Genomic DNA, 17,249 nt, shown 5'->3' with positions numbered 1-17,249 from the left:
GCCGGCCGGTCCCCTCGGGGATCGGCCGGGGGCCGCGTTCAGCGGTAGTTGGCTTCGGCCGCCGCGATGGTCGTCAGATTGAGGATCGCGCGCGAGGTCATGCCCGGCGGCATGACGTGGATCGGCTGGGAAAGGCCCATCAGCATCGGCCCGACCGTGGGCGATTTGGACGATGCGCCCAGCGCCGTCAGCGTGATGTTGGCGGAATCGAGATTGGGCATCACCAGCAGATTGGCCGGCCCGGCAAAGCGGGTGTCGGGCACCAGCTTTTCCCGCAGGGGCTGCGACAGGGCGGCATCGGCGTGCATTTCGCCGTCCACCGCCAGATCGGGCGCCTTGTTCCGCAAAATCGCCAGCGCCGCGCGCATCTTGCGCGCGCTGGGGCTGTGCGAAGCGCCGAAATTGGAGTGCGAAAGCAGCGCCACGCGCGGCGGCAGGCCGAAATGGCGCAGTTCGTTGCTGGCCAGCATGGTCATTTCGGCGATCTGTTCCGGGGTCGGATCGGGGACCATGTGGGTGTCGGTGATGAACAGCGCCCCCGCATCGAGAATCAGGCCCGACAGCGCATAGACCCGCTGGGCCCCGGGGGCGCGGTCGATGATCCGCAGCACATGTTCCATCTGGCCCCAGTATTCCGAATTGCCGCCCACCAGCGCGGCCTGCACATGGCCGGTGCGCAGCAGCATGGCCGCAGTCACCGTGGGGCGGCGATAGACGTGGCGGGTGATTTCGGCATCGGGCACGCCTTTGCGCGCGGCCACCGCGCGATAGGCTTCGACCAGCGGCGCGATGATGGCATGATCGGTTTCCGGATCGATCACTTCGACATCGCGATCCAGTTCGAAGCGCAGCCCCAGTTCGGGCAGGCGCTGATTCAGGATACGCCGCCGGGCGACGATCACCGGGCTGACGATGCCATCGTCCAGCGCATCCTGGATCGCGCGCAGCACGCGTTCGTCTTCCCCTTCGCCATAGGCGATGCGGGTGCGGGTGCCGCGCGCGGCTTCGAACACCGGCATCATCAGTTGCGCCGACCGGGTGTTCTGCTCCGCCAGTGACCGGCGATAGGCCTCAAGATCGAGCGGGCGGCGGGCCACCCCGCTGTCCATCGCCGCCTTGGCCACGGCGGGCGCAATTTCCGCAATCAGGCGCGGATCGAATGGGGTGGGGATGATGTAATCCGGCCCGAAGCCCAGCTTGCGCCCGCCATAGGCCTGCGCCACGCTTTCGTGCGCGGGGAGCCGGGCGAGCGAGGCGATGGCTTCCGCCGCCGCCACTTTCATCGCTTCGTTGATCGCGGTCGCCCCGGCATCCAGCGCACCCCGGAAGATATAGGGGAAGCACAGCACGTTGTTGACCTGATTGGGGAAATCCGAACGGCCGGTGGCGACGATGGCATCGGGCCGCGCGGCGCGGGCGACATCGGGCCGGATTTCCGGTTCCGGATTGGCCAGCGCGAAAATCAGCGGCTTGTCCGCCAGCAAGGGCAGCCATTCGGGCTTGAGCACGCCGGGGGCCGAGAGGCCGAGGAACACGTTCGCGCCCGGCAGCACTTCGGGCAGGGTGCGCGCGTTGGTGGTGCGGGCATAGCGCGCCATGTTGGGCAGCATCCCGTCGCGCCCGGCATGGATCACCCCGTCCTTGTCGGTCAGCGTGACGTTTTCGGCCGGCAGCCCCATGGACACCAGCAGATCGACGCAGGCCAGCGCCGCCGCGCCCGCGCCGGAAGTGACGAGCTTCGCTTCAGCCAGCGTCTTGCCTTGCAGCACCAGCGCATTGCGCACGGCGGCGGCCACGACGATGGCGGTGCCGTGCTGATCGTCATGGAAAACGGGGATATTCATCCGTTCGCGCAGCGCCGCCTCGATGGCGAAGCATTCGGGGGCCTTGATATCTTCCAGATTGATCCCGCCGAATGTGGGTTCGAGCAAGGCCACAGCTTCGATGAACTTTTCGGGGTCAGTGGTGTCCACTTCGAGATCGAACACGTCGATATCGGCGAACTTCTTGAACAGCACTGCCTTGCCTTCCATCACCGGCTTGGATGCCAGCGCGCCGATGGCGCCGAGGCCGAGCACCGCAGTGCCGTTCGAAATCACGGCGACGAGATTGCCCCGCGCGGTGTAATCCAGCGCCTTGTCCGGATCGGCTGCGATTTCGCTGCACGGTGCGGCCACCCCCGGCGAATAGGCCAGCGCCAGATCGCGCTGGTTGACCATACGCTTGGTCGGTTCGATGCGGAGTTTGCCGGGCTGGGGGAAGCGATGATAATCGAGCGCGGCGTTGCGGAGAGTTTCGTCCATGCCGCAACCCATATGCGAGCCGGGCGGGATATTCGAGGGCTAGTTATAAAGGCCGCTGCTGGATCACGGCGGCGGCACGCTTTTCAGGGCGGATATAGATCGAACTCAATTCGGGCACGGCGGCATGCAGTTCGCTTTCGATCGTTTCGATCAGCGTTTCCGCCGCGCCCATTGGCAGGGCATCGTCGAAATCCGCGCTGATCGCGGCGAACACGGCATCGGGCGCGGTGTGGATGGTACGGACATGATTGACGCAGATCACTGCCGGTTGCCGTTCCATCACAGCCCAGATCGCCGCGATCAGGGCCGGATCGGCGGCTTCCCCGATCAGCAACTCCTTGGCCTCGCGAGCGAGCAGCACGGCAACGCAGCCCAGTGTGATGCCGATGCCGATGGAGGCCATCCCATCGATGCGCGGATCGCCGAAATGGTGGCTGGCCCAGATGCCGACACCCGCGATGACCAGACCCAGCAATGCCGCGCTGTCTTCGAACAGCACGATGAAGCTGGCCGGGTCCTTGGACCGCAGGATCGCCCGCCACCATGGGGCGCCCTGCCGCCGGGCGTTGAATTCGCGCACCGCGATCGTCCATGATGTGCCTTCCAGCAGCAGCGCGATGGCCAGCACCACATAGTTGATCGTGGGATCGCGCAGCGGCTCGGGCGTGGCAATATGCAGCCAGCCTTCGTAGATCGACACCCCCGCGCCCACGGCGAAAATGAGGATGGCGACGACGAACGCCCAGAAATAGAGTTCGCGCCCATAGCCGAAGGGATGGGCATCGTCGGGCGGACGCTTGGCCCGGTTCTGCCCATGGAGCAGCAGGATCTGGTTGCCGCTGTCGACCAGCGAGTGCACGCCTTCCGAAATCATCGAGGACGATCCGCTGATTGCGGCGGCTACGAACTTGGCCGCGGCAATGCCCAGATTGGCGAACAGCGCGCCATAGAGCACGATATTGGCCTTGATATGCCGGAATGCGCGGTCTCCGGTCATGCCTGGCGCTTTCTTCCGCTTCGCATGCCGAAAGAGCCGGGCCGGCATGGGGAGCTGATGCCCGTGCCGGCCCGGTCCAGCCCGTCAGGAGAGGACTCCTCTGACGGGGCGATGGGATTTGAGGAAAGGGGGGCGCTCTTGTGCCAGCTTTGCATCCCTCGCATACTCCTCCGCTTGCGAGGGATAACCCTTTGACAGGGCGATCGGTTCCTCACGCTTTGCCTCGATGGCGATGCCGTTTTCCGGTAAGAGGAAAAAAGATGGCGTTCAGGCGCCGTTCGGGCGATCACTGCAGATACGGGGGCAGGAACGACAACCATGGAAGGGACGAAAATGGCGGGTTCGAGGGTGAAATCCGGGATGCGGATCGCGATTGTGCTGGCGCTGGTGGCGGGCGGATTGGCGGCCTGCTCGGAATCCGGGACGGAAAACGCAACGGTGACTGAACGCAAAGCCAATTTCAAAGCCATCGGCGGCGCGTTCAAGATCGTGACCGACGAAATCAAGACGGGCAATCCCGATCTGGAAAAGGTGCGCCCTGCAGCGCACGAACTGGCCACCCGCACCGCGCTGATCAAGGATTATTTCCCGGCGGGCAGTGGGCCGGAATCGGGCGCCAAGACCAAGGCGAAAGCCGCCATCTGGACCAATCAGGCCGAATTCGCCAAGCATCGTGACGCGGCGGTGGCCGCTGCCGCCGAACTGGACAGCGTGGCGGGCAAAGGCGATCTGGCGGAACTGACCAGGGCCAGCGAGGCTTTGGGCAAGACCTGCAAGGATTGCCATACCCCCTTCCGCGAGAAGTGATGGCTGCGATGTTTCCGACCGCCCGTATCCGCCTGTGGGACCTGCCGGTGCGCCTGTTCCACTGGGCGCTCGTCGCTCTGATCGTCTGCGCGTGGTGGACGGCGGAAAACCACCTGATCTCGTGGCACCGGCTGACCGGCTATACGATTTTGACGCTGGTCCTGTTCCGCATCGTCTGGGGCTTCCTCGGCAGCACCACGGCGCGGTTTTCCCATTTTCTGCGTGGGCCGGGCGCGGTCGGCGCCTATGTCGGCGGCCATATGTTCCGGCGCGGATCGCCAGGGCATGCCGGGCATAACCCGCTTGGCGGGTGGAGCGTGGTGGCCATGCTCGGCCTGCTGCTGTTGCAGGTTCTGCTGGGCTTCTTCTCGGTGGACGTGGATGGGCTGGAATCCGGGCCGTTCGCCTATCTGGTGTCGTTCGATACCGGGCGCTGGGCGGCGGAAACGCACGAACTGGTGTTCAATCTGCTGCTGGCCCTGATCGGCCTGCATGTGCTGGCGATCCTGTTCTACCGCGTGGTGCGCGGGGAAAACCTGGTGGGCGCGATGGTCAGCGGTTCCCGCCGATGGACCGGCACTGCGCCGATCCTGCGGTTCACTTCGCCTTTGCTGGCGCTGGTCGTGCTGGCGGGCGCGGCGCTGCTGGTCTGGGCGGTGGTGGGACTGTTCGGCAAAGTCTGAGCGGCTGGGTTATCCCGGCCGCTTGGCGTATTTTGTGTCTGATATTGCCATTTGGCATTAAATGGCTTATATCCTGCCAACAGGAGTAAGCGCATGTTGCAGGAAATTCCCCGGACCGAGGCCGCACCGCATATCCCCGGCATCACCGCGCAGGAAGCGCAGGCGGCGGCGCGCGCGGTCATCAATCTGTTCGCCCGCTGGGAATTGACCGACGAGGAAGCGGGGCAGATTCTCGGCGGCCTTTCGCTGCGCACCTATGCCCGCTGGAAAAAGGGCGAAATCGGCCGGATCGACCGCGATCTGGCCACCCGCCTTTCGCTTCTCCTCGGCACGCACAAGGCGCTGCGCTATCTCTTCCGCGATCCCGATCAGGCCTATGCCTGGGTCAAGAAGCCCAATGCGATGTTCGGCGGTCAGCGGGCGCTGGATGTGATGCTGGACGGATCGATTTTCGCGCTGGAACGCGTGCGCGCCTATCTCGATGCGGAGCGTGGCGGCTGGTGACGGGGGTTATCGGCGCGATGCCGCTGATCCATGTGCAGTGGGACCGGGCATTTCGCCTGATCCGCTCGATCCACCCGCCGATCGACCTGTTCGAGGATATTGCCGACCCGCGTGATTGGGAGGCTTTGGCCTCCGTCGAAAGCAAGACCAACCCGCGCCTGATGGAAAACATGGGCCGGCTCGATCTGGTGCGGCCCGAACGGCGGGTGAACGGCCCGGGGGCAAGCCTGGTCATGGCCCCGTTCGTCCATGTCAGCCCGGATCGGCCCGGCCGCTTCACCGCCGGGCAATACGGCGTGTACAGCGCGGGTGACAGCGAGGAAGTGGCTCTGCGCGAAGTGGCCTATCATCAGGCGCGGCTGATGCGCAGCACGGGGGAGCGCCCCGGCTGGCATTCACAGTTTCGCATGCTGGTCGGCGCGGTGGATCGGGTGTTCGCCGATCTGCGCGGGCGGGACGATTGCCACGATCCCGACGACTGGCGCGTGCCGCAGGCGCTGGCCGCCGATCTGCGCGGTGCGGGGGCGGATGGCGTGCATTACCGTTCCGTCCGTTGCCCCGGCGGGCTGTGCATCGGCGCGTTCTGGCCCGATGCGGTGGGCTTGCCCCGGCAGGCCGATCACTACGAAATGCATTGGGACGGGCAACAGGTGGACCGCGTTTTCAACCGCCGCACCCGCCAGGAATTCTCGCTCCAGCCGCATTGATAGCCAAGTGGATTGCGCGCGTTTCCGCCCGCCGCGAATTTTCTGCCGCCTTCCCCCATATGGATGAATGGCCCGCTGGCGGCTTGTGGCATACCATGGGCATAAACAGCGCAAAGCGGGAGATGCACCTTGGCATTACACACACAGCCTTTGCCGACCATCGGCATGGAAGTGATCGGGCTCGATCCCGGACAGCCCATCGATGCCGCCACGGCGGCGCAATTGCGCGACTGGTGGTATGAAGCAGGCGTTCTCGTCTTTCGCGGGATCGGCACCAGCGCGGAGGCGCTGCTCGATCTCAGCCGCTGCTTTGGTGAACTGGAACCGCATCCCATCGAACAGATCCGCATGCCGGACTATCCCGAACTGATCGAACTGACCAATCGCGACGGGCCCAAGGGGCCGGTCTATGCCTATGACGGTGTGCCGACTTATGGCCGCATCCCGTGGCACACCGATCTGGCGTTCCAGCCGGTGCCGAATGCCGGGGCGCTGCTCAATATGGTCCACCGGGCGGAACAGGGCGGGATGACCGCATGGCTCGACACGACGAAAGCCTATGAGCATCTGAGCGACGATCTCAAACAGCGGATCGGCGGGCTGGAGGCGCGGTTCGAATTCTGCGCCGACCTCGGCCGGATGCGCTTCCGCAATCCGGGCGGCACCCGCGTCGGCACCTCCTCCGCCAAGTTCCCCGATTATCCGCCGCTGGCCCGGCCCATCGTCGCCCGCCATCCGCACACGGGGCAAGTGGTGATGAATGTCTGCCCGCTCAATATCCAGGGCATCGTCGGCATGGATGAGGCAGACAGCGATGCGCTGATCAACGAGTTGATCGACGCCGTGGTCCAGCCGCAATTCATTTACGAGCACGACTGGGCGACCAACGATATCGTGCTGTGGGACAATTATCGCATGATGCACGCCGCCGCCGGGCACCCGCTGGATGTGCTGCGGATTGCCCGCCGTTCCACTCTGCGCGGCGAGGCGACAATGGGCCGCGTGCTCGACACAGGTGCCGTGGGGGCCGCGGCATGAGCGCCTATGATCTGGTGATCCGCGGCGGCACGATCGTCGACGGGTCGGGCGGCGAACCCTTCGTCGGCGATGTGGGCGTGCGCGATGGCCGGATTGCCGCTGTGGGGCAGGGGCTCGAAGCGGGCGCGGAGGAGATCGACGCCAGCGGCAAGATCGTCACCCCTGGTTTCGTCGATGTGCACACGCACTACGATGGCCATGTGACGTGGGAACAGCGGCTGAAACCCTCGTCCTTCCACGGCATCACCACGGCGATCATCGGCAATTGCGGGGTCGGGTTCGCCCCCTGCCGCCCGGATGAGCGGGACACGCTCATCCGCCTGATGGAAGGGGTGGAGGATATCCCGTTCCCTGTGCTGGCCACCGGCCTGCCGTGGACATGGGAAACCTATCCCGAATATCTCGATTTCCTTGCCAGCCGCAGCTTCGACATGGATGTGGCGTGCTATGTCCCCCATGCCGCGCTGCGTGTCTATGTCATGGGTGAGCGCGGGGCGAACCGCGAACCGGCGACGGCAGAGGATATCGCGCAGATGCGCGCGCTCTATGGCGAAGCGCTGGAGCATGGCGCCATCGGCATCGGTACTTCGCGCACGCTGTTCCACCGGTCGAGTGATGGCAAGCCGATCCCCACGCTGGAGGCGGGGGAGGCGGAACTGTTCGGCTTCGCCGATGAAATGCGCGCGCGGGGCAAAGGCGTGTTCCAGATCGTGGAAGACATGCATCTACCCGATGCGACACTGGATAACGTGGTCAATCTGGCCGACCGTTCCCGGCGCCCGGTGACGTTCACTATCGGCACGCCCAACGAAGGGCCGCTCGCCTGGCGGCGGCATCTGGCGCAGTTGCAGGCGGCGAACGACAGGGGGCTGACCGTGCGTGGGCAGGTCCTGCCGCGCGGCGTGGGGATGATGCTGGGCCACCAGCTGACGCTCAACCCGTTCTATTCGACGCCGACTTACACCGCGCTTGCCCATCTGCCGCTGGCGCAGCGGCTGGCGGAACTGCGCAAGCCCGAAGTGAAAGCGGCGATTCTGGCGGAAGCGCCCGATCCCGAGACGGCGTCCATGCTCGGGCGGGTGGTGCGCCAGTTCGGCACGATGTTCGAACTGGGTAATCCGCCCGATTACGAACAGCCGCCCGAAAACAGCATCGCCGCGCGCGCCGCGCGCGAAGGGCGCACGCCGGAAGACCTCGCTTACGATATCCTGCTGGGCAAGGATGCGACGCTCTATCTCGCCATGGCCAATTTCACCGATGGCAAGCTCGACGCGGTGGGCGAAATCATGCGTCATCGCGATATCGTGCCGGGGCTGGGCGATGGCGGGGCGCATTGCGGCACGATCTGCGATGGCAGCTATTCCACCTATATGCTGATGTACTGGGCGCGCGATCGGGCGGAAGGGCGCATGGCGCTGCCCGATGTCGTCCGCTGGCTGTCGCACGATACGGCGGCGTTGATGGGCCTAGCCGACCGGGGCCTGATTGCGCCGGGCCTGCGCGCCGATATCAATGTGATCGATTTCGACGGGCTGCATCTCCACGCTCCGGAAATCACGCACGATCTGCCCGGCGGCATGCCGCGTCTTGTCCAGCGGGCGGATGGCTATACGGCGACAGTGGTCAACGGCACGCCGGTCTATCGCGATGGGCAGCCCACCGGGGAACTGCCCGGCCGCCTGATCCGCGCGGGCGCGGCATAGGCCGCTGCGGAAGAGGGGCGGGCTCCAGCGCGGGCCTTGCCACCTTCCGGCATCGGTTCTATCAGCCACCGCGCGACAGGTTCCCCGCGAGGGGATTGAAAGGGAATTCGGGTGCAAGGCCCGGGCTGCCCCTGCAACTGTAAGCGGATAGCCACCGGCCCTCAGCCATTGGGATCGCCACGATCCTGAGAAGGCGGCCGGAACGGCGCAGACCCGCGAGCCAGGAGACCTGCCTGACGCGGTCGTTCTTCGACCGGACAGGGTGAGCCGGCCGGACGGGGATTCCCTCGCGCAACGACACTTGTGCCCCGGATCGCCGGGTCGTGTGCGGTGTCGTTTGCGAACCTGATACCGCACATCGCCGGGCAAACGGGGTTTCGTGTTCGAAACCGGGGATTCGCCTATGCTTGATACCGCCCGAATGCCGCTCATCCCGCCCCCACCCTGTTGGAGAGCGCGGCGATGACTTTGCAAGCTGTCGCAGCCGGGCCATCGGTGGTGGTGTGCAACACCTGCCGCCTCGCGCCGGATCAGCGGGAAGACGGCACGGGACAACGCGGCGGGGCCCTGCTTGCCGATGCCTTGCGCGCCGCGCAGGCAGCCGATCCGGCCTATGCCCATATCGCGGTGCAGGAAATGCCCTGTCTCTTCGCGTGTTCACGCCATTGCACGGTCCATATCCGCGCGCCGGGCAAGATCGGCTACGTATTGGGCGATTTCACCCCCGATGCGGCGGCGGCGCAGGCGATCCTCGCCTACGCGGCACACCATGCGGCGAGCGTGGAAGGGCAGGTGCGCTATGCCGATTGGCCCGAAGGGGTGAAGGGGCATTTCATCACCCGCACTCCGCCCGAAGGGTTCGTCGCCGTATGATCCGGTTCGATAGCGTGGCCGCGTTCGACGCGGCGCTGGCCGATCTGCCGTCGGCTGATGCGGCGGCCCGGGCGGCGGCGGCGGAGCGGCAGGCGGAATTGACCAAGCCTGCCGGGTCGCTCGGCCGACTGGAGGAAATCGCGCTGTTCATGGCCGGATGGCAGGGCACGCCGCGCCCGCAGGCGGAACGGATCGTGGCGGCGGTGTTCGCGGGCAATCACGGGGTCGCGCGGCAGGGCGTCAGTGCTTTTCCCCCCGAAGTGACCGCGCAAATGGTTGCCAACTTTCAGGCAGGCGGGGCGGCGATCAACGCGCTGGCCGGGGCCTGCGGCGCGCAATTGCGCGTGGTTCCGCTCGATCTCGATCGCTTCACTGGCGATATCACCCGCGAAGCGGCGATGAGCGAGGAGGAATGCCTTGCCGCGCTCAACACCGGGGCGGCGGTGATCGAACGGGGGGCGCATCTGGCGTTCGTCGGCGAAATGGGCATCGGCAACACCACTCCGGCTTCTGCCCTCTGCGCGGCGAGCTTCGGCGGCGCGGCGGAACGCTGGGTCGGGCGCGGTTCGGGCGTGGGGGACGAGGGCATTGCCCGCAAATGCGCGGCGGTGACGGCGGCGTTGGCGCTGCACGGTGCGCGGTGCACCGGCCCGTTCGAAACGCTACGGTGGCTGGGCGGGCGGGAAATCGCGGCGATGGCAGGCGCGATTCTGGCCGCGCGCATGATGCGGATGCCCGTCCTGCTCGATGGCTTCATCTGCTGCGCCGCGCTCGCACCGCTCGCCGCCGCCGTGCCCGCGATCACCGATCATTGCCTCGCCGGGCACGGTTCGGCGGAAGCGGGGCACCAACGCCTGCTCGAAAAGCTCGGGCTTGTGCCGCTGCTGCAACTCGACATGCGGCTGGGCGAAGGGACGGGCGCCGCAGTCGCGGCGCAGATCGTCCGCTCCGCGCTCGCCGCGCACAACGGCATGGCGACTTTTGCCGAAGCGGCGGTGACCGGGGCGGTATGACGCCTTTCACCGTGCATCTGATGCGCCACGGCGCGGTGGAGGGGGAAGGGCGGCTGATCGGCAGCAGCGATGTCCCTTCCACGCGCGAAGGCGATGCGCGATGCGTGGCGCAAGGTACGGCACTGGCATTCACGCGCGTGGTCTGTTCCGATCTCATCCGCGCCCGCCGCCCGGCGGAAGCGCTGGCGGCGCAGCGGGGCGTGCCCCTGCGGATCGATCCCGATTGGCGCGAACTGGCGTTCGGCGCATGGGAAGGGTGCGCCCCGGCGGATTTGCCGCCCGATGCGCTCGCGCGGTTCTGGGCCGATCCCGACGCCACCCCCCCGCCGGGTGGGGAGCGATGGAGCGCGCTGGTCGCCCGCGTGGGGCGGGCGCTGGTGCGGATGGAAGGCGATACGCTGGTTATCGCCCATGCGGGGGCAATGCGCGCGGCGCTCGCTTCCCTGTTCGGCTTTTCCGCCACGCAATGCTGGACGCTGGACCTGCCGTATGGCGCGGTTCTCTCGCTCCGTGTCTGGCCGGGTGAACCGGTCGGCGCGCAAATCACCGGGCTTGCGGCATGAGACGGGCGGTGCTGGCATTGCAGTTCATGACCCGGTTGCCGCTGCCCGCCGTGCGCGCTGACGAGGCGGATTTCGCTGCCTGCATTCGCTGGTTCCCGCTGGCTGGGATGGTGGTCGGCGCGGCGGTGGCGCTGGCTGTGTGGTTGGGGCTGTGGATCGATCCATGGCTGGGGGCGCTGCTCGGCCTCGGTGCCTGGGTTACCATTACCGGCGCGCTCCATCTCGATGGGGTGGGCGATATGGCCGATGCGGCGGGCGCGGCACACAAGGGGCGGGAACGCCTTTCCGCCGTGCTGGCCGATCCGCATATCGGCAGCTTCGGAGTGACGGCAATCGCCATGCAACTGCTGGCCAAGTTGGTGCTGCTGCGCCTTGCGCTGGACGCGGTGCCGCTGTGGACTTTGCCTGCGCTGTGCATGATCGCGCGGATCGGCCCGCTGGTCTGGACGCTGACTCTGCCCCCGTTGCACGAAGGGTTGGGCACCCGTTTTCGCGCAGGAATCGGCTGGGGCCATGTGGCGGCCTGGGCGGTGCCCGGCATCGTGGCCGCGTGGTTCGCGCCCGGCCTTGCCGTGGCCGTTCTGGCAATCCCTGCGTGGCGCTGGTGGATCGCCGCGCGGATCGGCGGCATTTCGGGCGATGGCCACGGTGCGGGGATCGAATGGTGCGAAAGCGCACTGCTGCTCGCGCTGGTGGCGGTGGCTGGGTTATGAGCGGCACGTTCACCTGGCATGGTGGGCGGCTGGCGGCGGCGCGGGCGCAGTTCGGCGATGGCCCGCATCCATGGCTGGACCTTTCCACCGGGATCAATCCGATTGCCTGGCCGGGCGCGGTGATGATTGCGCCCGATTGGGGCAGCTTGCCCGATCCGGAGGATTTGCGCGCGCTGGAACAGGCTGCTGCTCTCCATTTCGGGGTGGACCCAGCCAATGTCTGCGCCGTGCCGGGCAGCGAACTGGGCCTGCGCCTGCTGGGTGCGCTGTTCGATTTGCCCGCGCGCCATCTCACCCCCAGTTATCGCACGCATGCCGAGATATTCCCCGGGAGCCGCGCCATACCCGCGCCCAAGGGGCCATTGCCGCAGGCGACCATGCTGGTGCTGGCCAATCCGAACAATCCGGACGGCCGGGTGCTATCGCCTGAAACCTTGCGCCGATGGCTTGTGTGGCAGGGGGAGGCTGGCGGCTGGCTGGTGGTGGATGAAGCTTTCGCCGACGGGGCGCCGCAGATCAGCATGGCCCCGCACGTGGCGGATGACCGCTGTCTGATCGTGATGCGCTCGTTCGGCAAGTTCTTCGGGCTGGCCGGGGTGCGGCTGGGTTTCCTGATCGGCCCGCGCAGCGTGATCGTTCGCTTGCGCCGCCTGCTGGGCGATTGGCCGCTGTCTGCCGCCGCCATCGCTATCGGGCGGGCGGCTTATGGCGACGGCGCGTGGATCGCCGCAGCGCGTGAAGCGCTCGCGTGCCGCGCGGGGGCGCTCGACGCTTTGCTACGCAATCATGGTCTGGCGGCGGCGGGTGATTGCCCGCTGTTCCGCCTGATCGAACATGACGATGCGCATGGGATATTCACCCTGCTCGCGCGGCAGCAAGTGCTGACCCGCCCGTTCGACGATCATCCGCGCTGGCTGCGGTTCGGCTTGCCAGCCGGGCCGGAAGAGCTGGAGCGGATCGATCGGGCGCTCAGGCATGGCTGAACCGGTCGCTCTGGCCGCGCTCATGCTGGATGCGGTATGGGGCTGGCCGGCCTGGCTCTATCGCCGGATCGGGCATCCGGTGGGGGCATTCGCCCGGATCGTCGCCGGGTGCGAACGCCGCTGGAACCTGCCCACGTATTCCGAATGCCGCCGCCGCATGGCAGGCGTGGCGACTCTGCTGTTGCTCGTCCTTGCAGGTGGCGGGGCGGGCTGGGCGATCCAGTGGCTGGCCCATGCCGCGCTCGGGCCAGCCGGGTGGATCGTGGTGGCATTGTGCGCCTTTCCCGGCCTCGCGCAGCACAGCCTCTATTGCCATGTCCGTGCGGTGGCCGCGCCGCTGGCGGTGGGCAATCTGCCAGCCGCGCGCCGGGCGGTGGGGATGATCGTCGGGCGCGATACCGCCACGCTGGACGACGCGGGTATTGCCCGCGCGGCGCTGGAAAGCCTGGCGGAAAGTTTCTGCGATGGCGTGGCCGCACCGCTGTTCTGGCTGCTGGTGGGCGGATTGCCGGGCCTGTGGGCCTACAAGGCGGTGAACACGGCGGATAGCCTGATCGGCCATCCGGAACCGCCGCTGCGCGCATTCGGCTGGGCCGCCGCTCGCACGGACGATTGTGCCAACTGGCTTCCCGCGCGGATTGCCGGGGTGCTGCTGTGCTGCGCGGGGGGCGGGGGCTGGCGGATCATGGCGCGCGATCACGCTTGCCATGCCTCCCCCAATGGCGGATGGCCCGAAGCGGCGATGGCGGGCGCCTTGCGCGTGCGATTGGCTGGCCCGGTCAGCTATGATGGCGTGGCGCATGACAAGTCGTGGATCGGCGATGGCGCGGCGCCCGATGCCGGGGCCGTGCGCGCGGGTTTGTGGATCTATGCGCGGGCCTGCCTGATGCTGTGGATGATTGCCGGAGGATGTGCGTGGCTGGTCTGATGTTGCAGGGAACCGGCTCCGACGTGGGCAAATCGGTGCTGGTCGCGGGGGTTTGCCGTGCGCTCAGCAATCGCGGGCTGCACGTCCTGCCGTTCAAGCCGCAGAATATGTCGAACAACGCCGCCGTGACCGGGGATGGCGGGGAAATCGGCAGGGCGCAGGCCTTGCAGGCGCTGGCTGCGCGCGCACCGCTCCACAGCGATATGAACCCCGTGCTGTTGAAACCGCAGGCGGACCGGACTTCGCAACTGATCGTCCATGGCAAAGTGCGCGGCACGCTCGGTTCCGCCAATTTCCGCGAGGCGCGGCGCGGCCTGCTGCCCGAAGTCATGGCCAGCTACCGCCGGCTGGAGGCGCAGTGCGATCTGGTGGTGGTCGAAGGGGCGGGATCGCCCGCTGAAATCAATCTGCGCGCGGGCGACATCGCCAACATGGGCTTTGCGCGCGAGGCGGGGGTGCCGGTGGTGCTGGTCGGCGATATCGACCGGGGCGGGGTGATCGCGGCGGTGGTCGGCACCCGTGCGGTGCTGGAACCGGAGGACGCGGCGATGATCCGCGGGTTCATCATCAACAAGTTTCGCGGCGATCCGGCGCTGTTCACCGATGGCTACGCCGCGATCGAGCAGCGGTCCGGCTGGCGCGGCTATGGGCTGGTGCCGTGGCTCTCTGCGACGGCTCGTTTGCCGAGCGAGGATGCCGTGGTGCTGGAGCGCGGTCTGGGCAAGGCTGGCGCGCGCAAGCTGATCGCCTGCCCGATCCTGCCGCGCATCGCCAATTTCGACGATCTCGATCCCCTAAAGACGGAACCCGATGTGGAACTGGTGATGGTGCCCCCCGGCCAGCCGATCCCGGCCGGGGCGGCGCTGGTGATCCTGCCCGGTTCCAAGGCGACGATTGCCGATATGCGGGCCCTGCGCGATCAAGGATGGGATATCGATATCCTTGCCCATTATCGCCGTGGCGGTGCGGTGCTGGGCATTTGCGGGGGCTATCAGATGCTGGGGCATACGATTGCCGATCCGCTGGGGATCGAAGGCGCACCGGGCGCGGTGCCGGGGTTGGGCCTGCTGGATGTCGCCACCGAACTGGCCGGGGACAAGGTGCTGCGGCCCGCCACGGGCACGGCGCTGGGCAAGCCCTTGCAAGGTTACGAAATGCATATGGGGCGGACGCAGGGGCCGGACGCTGCGCGGCCTTTCGCCACGCTGGATGGGGGGCGGCCCGATGGCGCGATAAGCGTCGATGGCCGCGTGATGGGCACCTATTGTCATGGATTGCTGGGCGGCGGCCCCTTGCGGGCGGCGCTGCTGGATTGGATCGGCGCGCATTCGGCGGGGGGCGATCATGCCTATGCGGTCGATACCGCGCTGGACGATATCGCGGCGGAACTGGAACGGTATTGCGATATCGATGGCCTGCTCGCCCTGGCGCGGGAGCACGCGGCATGAGCGCTCTGCTGGTCCTCGGCGGAGCGCGTTCGGGCAAGAGCCGCCATGCGCAGGTCTGGGCGGAACGGCATGACGGGCAGCTTGCCTTTATCGCCACCGCGCAGGCGTTCGACGCCGAAATGGAGGAACGTATCGCCCGCCACCGGGCGGACCGGGATGCCCGCTGGCGGACGTGGGATGCGCCGTTCAATCTGCCCGAAACGATCGGGCAGGCGGCACCGGGCGCGGCGGCGGTGCTGGTCGACTGCCTGACGCTGTGGCTCACCAATCTGATGCTGGCCGGGCGCGATGTGGATGCGGCCAGCGCGGCTTTGCAAGGCGCGGTGCGGGCTTGCCCGTGCCCGATTGCGCTGGTTGCCAACGAAGTCGGCTTCGGCATCGTGCCGGACAATGCGCTGGCCCGGCGGTTCCGCGATGCGGCGGGGCGGCTGAACCAGCAACTGGCCGCCAGCGTGGACGGCGTCGTGCTGGTGGTGGCGGGCTTGCCGCTCACTCTCAAAGGGCCGCCTGCCTGACCGCAGGACTTGCTCCAGAATGGAGATTGTTGTCCGGCCCGCTGGCTTGATCGGCCTCGCGCGGCGCGTCTAGCCTTGGCGCGTTGCGGGGATGCCGGGCCATGGGGCGCGGTAGGCTCTCGCCCGGGGGCTGTCACACATGGGGCCGGATCGCGCGCTCAATCTGCTGGATGCGATGCTGTGGAACGCGGCCATCGTCGCGGGGCCGGTGCTGGTGGCGACGCTGGCCGTGGGCCTGCTCGTCTCGGTCTTTCAGGTGGCGACGCAGATTCAGGAAATCACGCTTTCCTACGTGCCCAAGATCATCACCGCGATGGTGTTGCTGATCGCGCTCGGCCCGTGGATGATCGCGCGGCTGACGGGGTTTGCCCGCTCGCTCTACCTCACTATCCCTACGCTCGGCGGATAGGCATTGCCGGTGGACGATCTCACCGCGCGATTGATCGCGGCGCTGCTGGCCGCGCTGCGAATCGCACCCGCCTTCGCCTATGGCGGGCCGTTCACGCTGCTGCGTGTGCCGGTGGCGATCCGCGTTCTGCTCGCGCTGTCGCTTTCGCTGTGGCTGGTTTCCGCGCGCCCGGAGGCGACGGTGGCGGTCGTCCGATCGGGCTCCTCGCCGGTTTTGCTCGCGGCGGGGGAACTGTTTCTCGGCATGGCTTTTGCGCTGTGTTTGCAACTGGCTTTCGCGGCGATCCTGTGGGCGGGGCGTGCGGTCGACATTCAGGCGGGTTTTGGGCTCGCGGTGCTTGCCGATCCGGCCACGCAGGCGGAAATGCCGCTGGCCGGCACAGTCTTCGCGTATGCCGCGGCGGCGATTTTCTTCACCATGGGCGGCATGCACGATCTGATCGCGCTAGAGTGAAAGCCAGCAGCGCGCAGAACGCGGCGGCCACGGCGCGGGGAAGAGGGCGCAGGCGCATCAGCCGATACCCAGGAAGCTGAGAATACGGTTGACGATGCCCGGCTTCGCGCTGCGGCTGACGAAGCCCTTGCCATCGTAGTTGATCTGGGCATCGGCAATGCGCGAGGACAGCACGACATTATCGGCCGAAATGTCGCGCGGCCTGATCCGCCCGCGTACGCCGATCGTCGTATTCTCGCCGTTGACGCGCATTTTCTGCGTTCCTTCGATCAGAAAATCGCCATTGGGGGCAAGGCCGGTGACCTGGGCCGTCATCCGGGCGAGGAACTGTTCGGTGCGGACGACTTCGCCTTTGCCGCCATACGTGCCGCCGAATTTGAGACCGGCGGATTCATCGATCCCGCCCGCGGCGAAACTGCCGCCGAAATCGGTCTTCTTCGAGGAGTTGTTGTGCAACTTGCTGGAGGCGCTGGCGGCTTCGTGGATCAGCACCGTCACCGTGTCGCCCACCGTGCGGGCCTTGTCGTCCGCCGCGACAGCGGACCAGGTGGTGCCGGTGAAAAGCTGTTCCGCCTGAACGGGTGTGGCGCAGGCGGCGATCATCGCCAG

At 67.1% G+C, this 17,249-nt stretch carries 19 protein-coding genes and 1 riboswitch; of the genes, 16 read left to right on the top strand and 3 right to left on the bottom strand.

Annotated features, from left to right (window positions below; translation table 11 throughout):
* Positions 1–38: 38 nt before the first annotated feature.
* Both K5X80_RS00785 and K5X80_RS00780 read right to left on the bottom strand, forming a co-directional pair.
* Positions 39–2,303: an NADP-dependent malic enzyme gene (locus K5X80_RS00785; protein WP_222558978.1), complete on the bottom strand. Its 2,265-nt coding sequence runs from the start codon at positions 2,301–2,303 to the stop codon at positions 39–41.
* A 43-nt stretch (positions 2,304–2,346) separates the two neighbouring features.
* Entirely contained in the window at positions 2,347–3,300 is a 954-nt protein-coding gene (locus tag K5X80_RS00780) for a cation diffusion facilitator family transporter (protein ID WP_222558977.1), read from the bottom strand.
* Between the two features lie 318 nt (positions 3,301–3,618).
* On the opposite strand from K5X80_RS00780, the gene K5X80_RS00775 reads away from it, so the two are divergent.
* The 16 genes from K5X80_RS00775 to K5X80_RS00700 all read left to right on the top strand — a co-directional run bounded on the left by K5X80_RS00775 (position 3,619) and on the right by K5X80_RS00700 (position 16,640).
* Positions 3,619–4,107 carry a c-type cytochrome gene (locus K5X80_RS00775; protein ID WP_222558976.1) on the top strand — a complete coding sequence of 163 codons (489 nt, stop codon included), beginning with the start codon at positions 3,619–3,621 and terminating at the stop codon, positions 4,105–4,107.
* A complete protein-coding gene (locus tag K5X80_RS00770; RefSeq protein WP_222558975.1) occupies positions 4,107–4,790 on the top strand; it encodes a cytochrome b/b6 domain-containing protein in 684 nt (227 codons plus the stop codon). The genes K5X80_RS00775 and K5X80_RS00770 overlap by 1 nt, the downstream gene beginning before the upstream one ends.
* 93 nt (positions 4,791–4,883) lie before the next feature.
* Positions 4,884–5,294 carry an MbcA/ParS/Xre antitoxin family protein gene (locus tag K5X80_RS00765; RefSeq protein ID WP_222558974.1) on the top strand — a complete coding sequence of 137 codons (411 nt, stop codon included), beginning with the start codon at positions 4,884–4,886 and terminating at the stop codon, positions 5,292–5,294.
* Positions 5,291–6,001 carry an RES family NAD+ phosphorylase gene (locus tag K5X80_RS00760; protein WP_283249199.1) on the top strand — a complete coding sequence of 237 codons (711 nt, stop codon included), beginning with the start codon at positions 5,291–5,293 and terminating at the stop codon, positions 5,999–6,001. Before K5X80_RS00765 ends, K5X80_RS00760 begins: the two co-directional genes overlap by 4 nt.
* Before the next feature lie 129 nt (positions 6,002–6,130).
* The gene (locus K5X80_RS00755; RefSeq protein WP_222558973.1) at positions 6,131–7,039 is read left to right on the top strand and encodes a TauD/TfdA dioxygenase family protein; all 909 of its coding nucleotides are present in this window, start codon (positions 6,131–6,133) and stop codon (positions 7,037–7,039) included.
* Positions 7,036–8,742: an N-acyl-D-amino-acid deacylase family protein gene (locus K5X80_RS00750; RefSeq protein ID WP_222558972.1), complete on the top strand. Its 1,707-nt coding sequence runs from the start codon at positions 7,036–7,038 to the stop codon at positions 8,740–8,742. Before K5X80_RS00755 ends, K5X80_RS00750 begins: the two co-directional genes overlap by 4 nt.
* Before the next feature lie 60 nt (positions 8,743–8,802).
* Positions 8,803–8,993: riboswitch (cobalamin riboswitch) on the top strand.
* 211 nt (positions 8,994–9,204) lie between these two features.
* Positions 9,205–9,615, top strand: a complete 411-nt coding sequence (locus tag K5X80_RS00745) for a DUF1636 family protein (protein WP_222558971.1) — start codon at positions 9,205–9,207, stop codon at positions 9,613–9,615.
* Positions 9,612–10,628 (top strand): nicotinate-nucleotide--dimethylbenzimidazole phosphoribosyltransferase, encoded by a 1,017-nt coding sequence (gene cobT / locus K5X80_RS00740; protein ID WP_222558970.1) that lies wholly within the window; start codon positions 9,612–9,614, stop codon positions 10,626–10,628. Before K5X80_RS00745 ends, cobT begins: the two co-directional genes overlap by 4 nt.
* Positions 10,625–11,191, top strand: a complete 567-nt coding sequence (locus K5X80_RS00735) for a histidine phosphatase family protein (RefSeq protein WP_222558969.1) — start codon at positions 10,625–10,627, stop codon at positions 11,189–11,191. Before cobT ends, K5X80_RS00735 begins: the two co-directional genes overlap by 4 nt.
* Positions 11,188–11,904 carry an adenosylcobinamide-GDP ribazoletransferase gene (locus K5X80_RS00730; RefSeq protein WP_222558968.1) on the top strand — a complete coding sequence of 239 codons (717 nt, stop codon included), beginning with the start codon at positions 11,188–11,190 and terminating at the stop codon, positions 11,902–11,904. The genes K5X80_RS00735 and K5X80_RS00730 overlap by 4 nt, the downstream gene beginning before the upstream one ends.
* Complete coding sequence (locus tag K5X80_RS00725) at positions 11,901–12,887, top strand: threonine-phosphate decarboxylase (RefSeq protein ID WP_222558967.1); 987 nt, start codon at positions 11,901–11,903, stop codon at positions 12,885–12,887. Before K5X80_RS00730 ends, K5X80_RS00725 begins: the two co-directional genes overlap by 4 nt.
* Positions 12,880–13,815, top strand: a complete 936-nt coding sequence (cbiB, locus tag K5X80_RS00720; RefSeq protein WP_222558966.1) for an adenosylcobinamide-phosphate synthase CbiB — start codon at positions 12,880–12,882, stop codon at positions 13,813–13,815. Before K5X80_RS00725 ends, cbiB begins: the two co-directional genes overlap by 8 nt.
* On the top strand, positions 13,803–15,263 hold the full coding sequence (locus K5X80_RS00715; RefSeq protein ID WP_283249198.1) for a cobyric acid synthase: 1,461 nt from the start codon (positions 13,803–13,805) through the stop codon (positions 15,261–15,263). The genes cbiB and K5X80_RS00715 overlap by 13 nt, the downstream gene beginning before the upstream one ends.
* On the top strand, positions 15,260–15,778 hold the full coding sequence (gene cobU, locus K5X80_RS00710; RefSeq protein WP_222558965.1) for a bifunctional adenosylcobinamide kinase/adenosylcobinamide-phosphate guanylyltransferase: 519 nt from the start codon (positions 15,260–15,262) through the stop codon (positions 15,776–15,778). The genes K5X80_RS00715 and cobU overlap by 4 nt, the downstream gene beginning before the upstream one ends.
* Positions 15,779–15,917: 139 nt before the next feature.
* The gene (gene fliQ / locus K5X80_RS00705; protein WP_222558964.1) at positions 15,918–16,187 is read left to right on the top strand and encodes a flagellar biosynthesis protein FliQ; all 270 of its coding nucleotides are present in this window, start codon (positions 15,918–15,920) and stop codon (positions 16,185–16,187) included.
* Positions 16,188–16,196: 9 nt separating this feature from the next.
* Positions 16,197–16,640 carry a flagellar biosynthetic protein FliR gene (locus K5X80_RS00700; RefSeq protein ID WP_222558963.1) on the top strand — a complete coding sequence of 148 codons (444 nt, stop codon included), beginning with the start codon at positions 16,197–16,199 and terminating at the stop codon, positions 16,638–16,640.
* Between the two features lie 57 nt (positions 16,641–16,697).
* Here the strand turns inward: K5X80_RS00700 and K5X80_RS00695 are convergent, their stop codons facing one another.
* Positions 16,698–17,243, bottom strand: a complete 546-nt coding sequence (locus K5X80_RS00695) for a flagellar basal body L-ring protein FlgH (RefSeq protein ID WP_261390676.1) — start codon at positions 17,241–17,243, stop codon at positions 16,698–16,700.
* Positions 17,244–17,249 lie beyond the last annotated feature (6 nt).

The organism is Caenibius sp. WL, assembly GCF_019803445.1.
Lineage (GTDB): Bacteria > Pseudomonadota > Alphaproteobacteria > Sphingomonadales > Sphingomonadaceae > Caenibius.
This window is presented reverse-complemented; position numbering and strand designations above follow the sequence as displayed.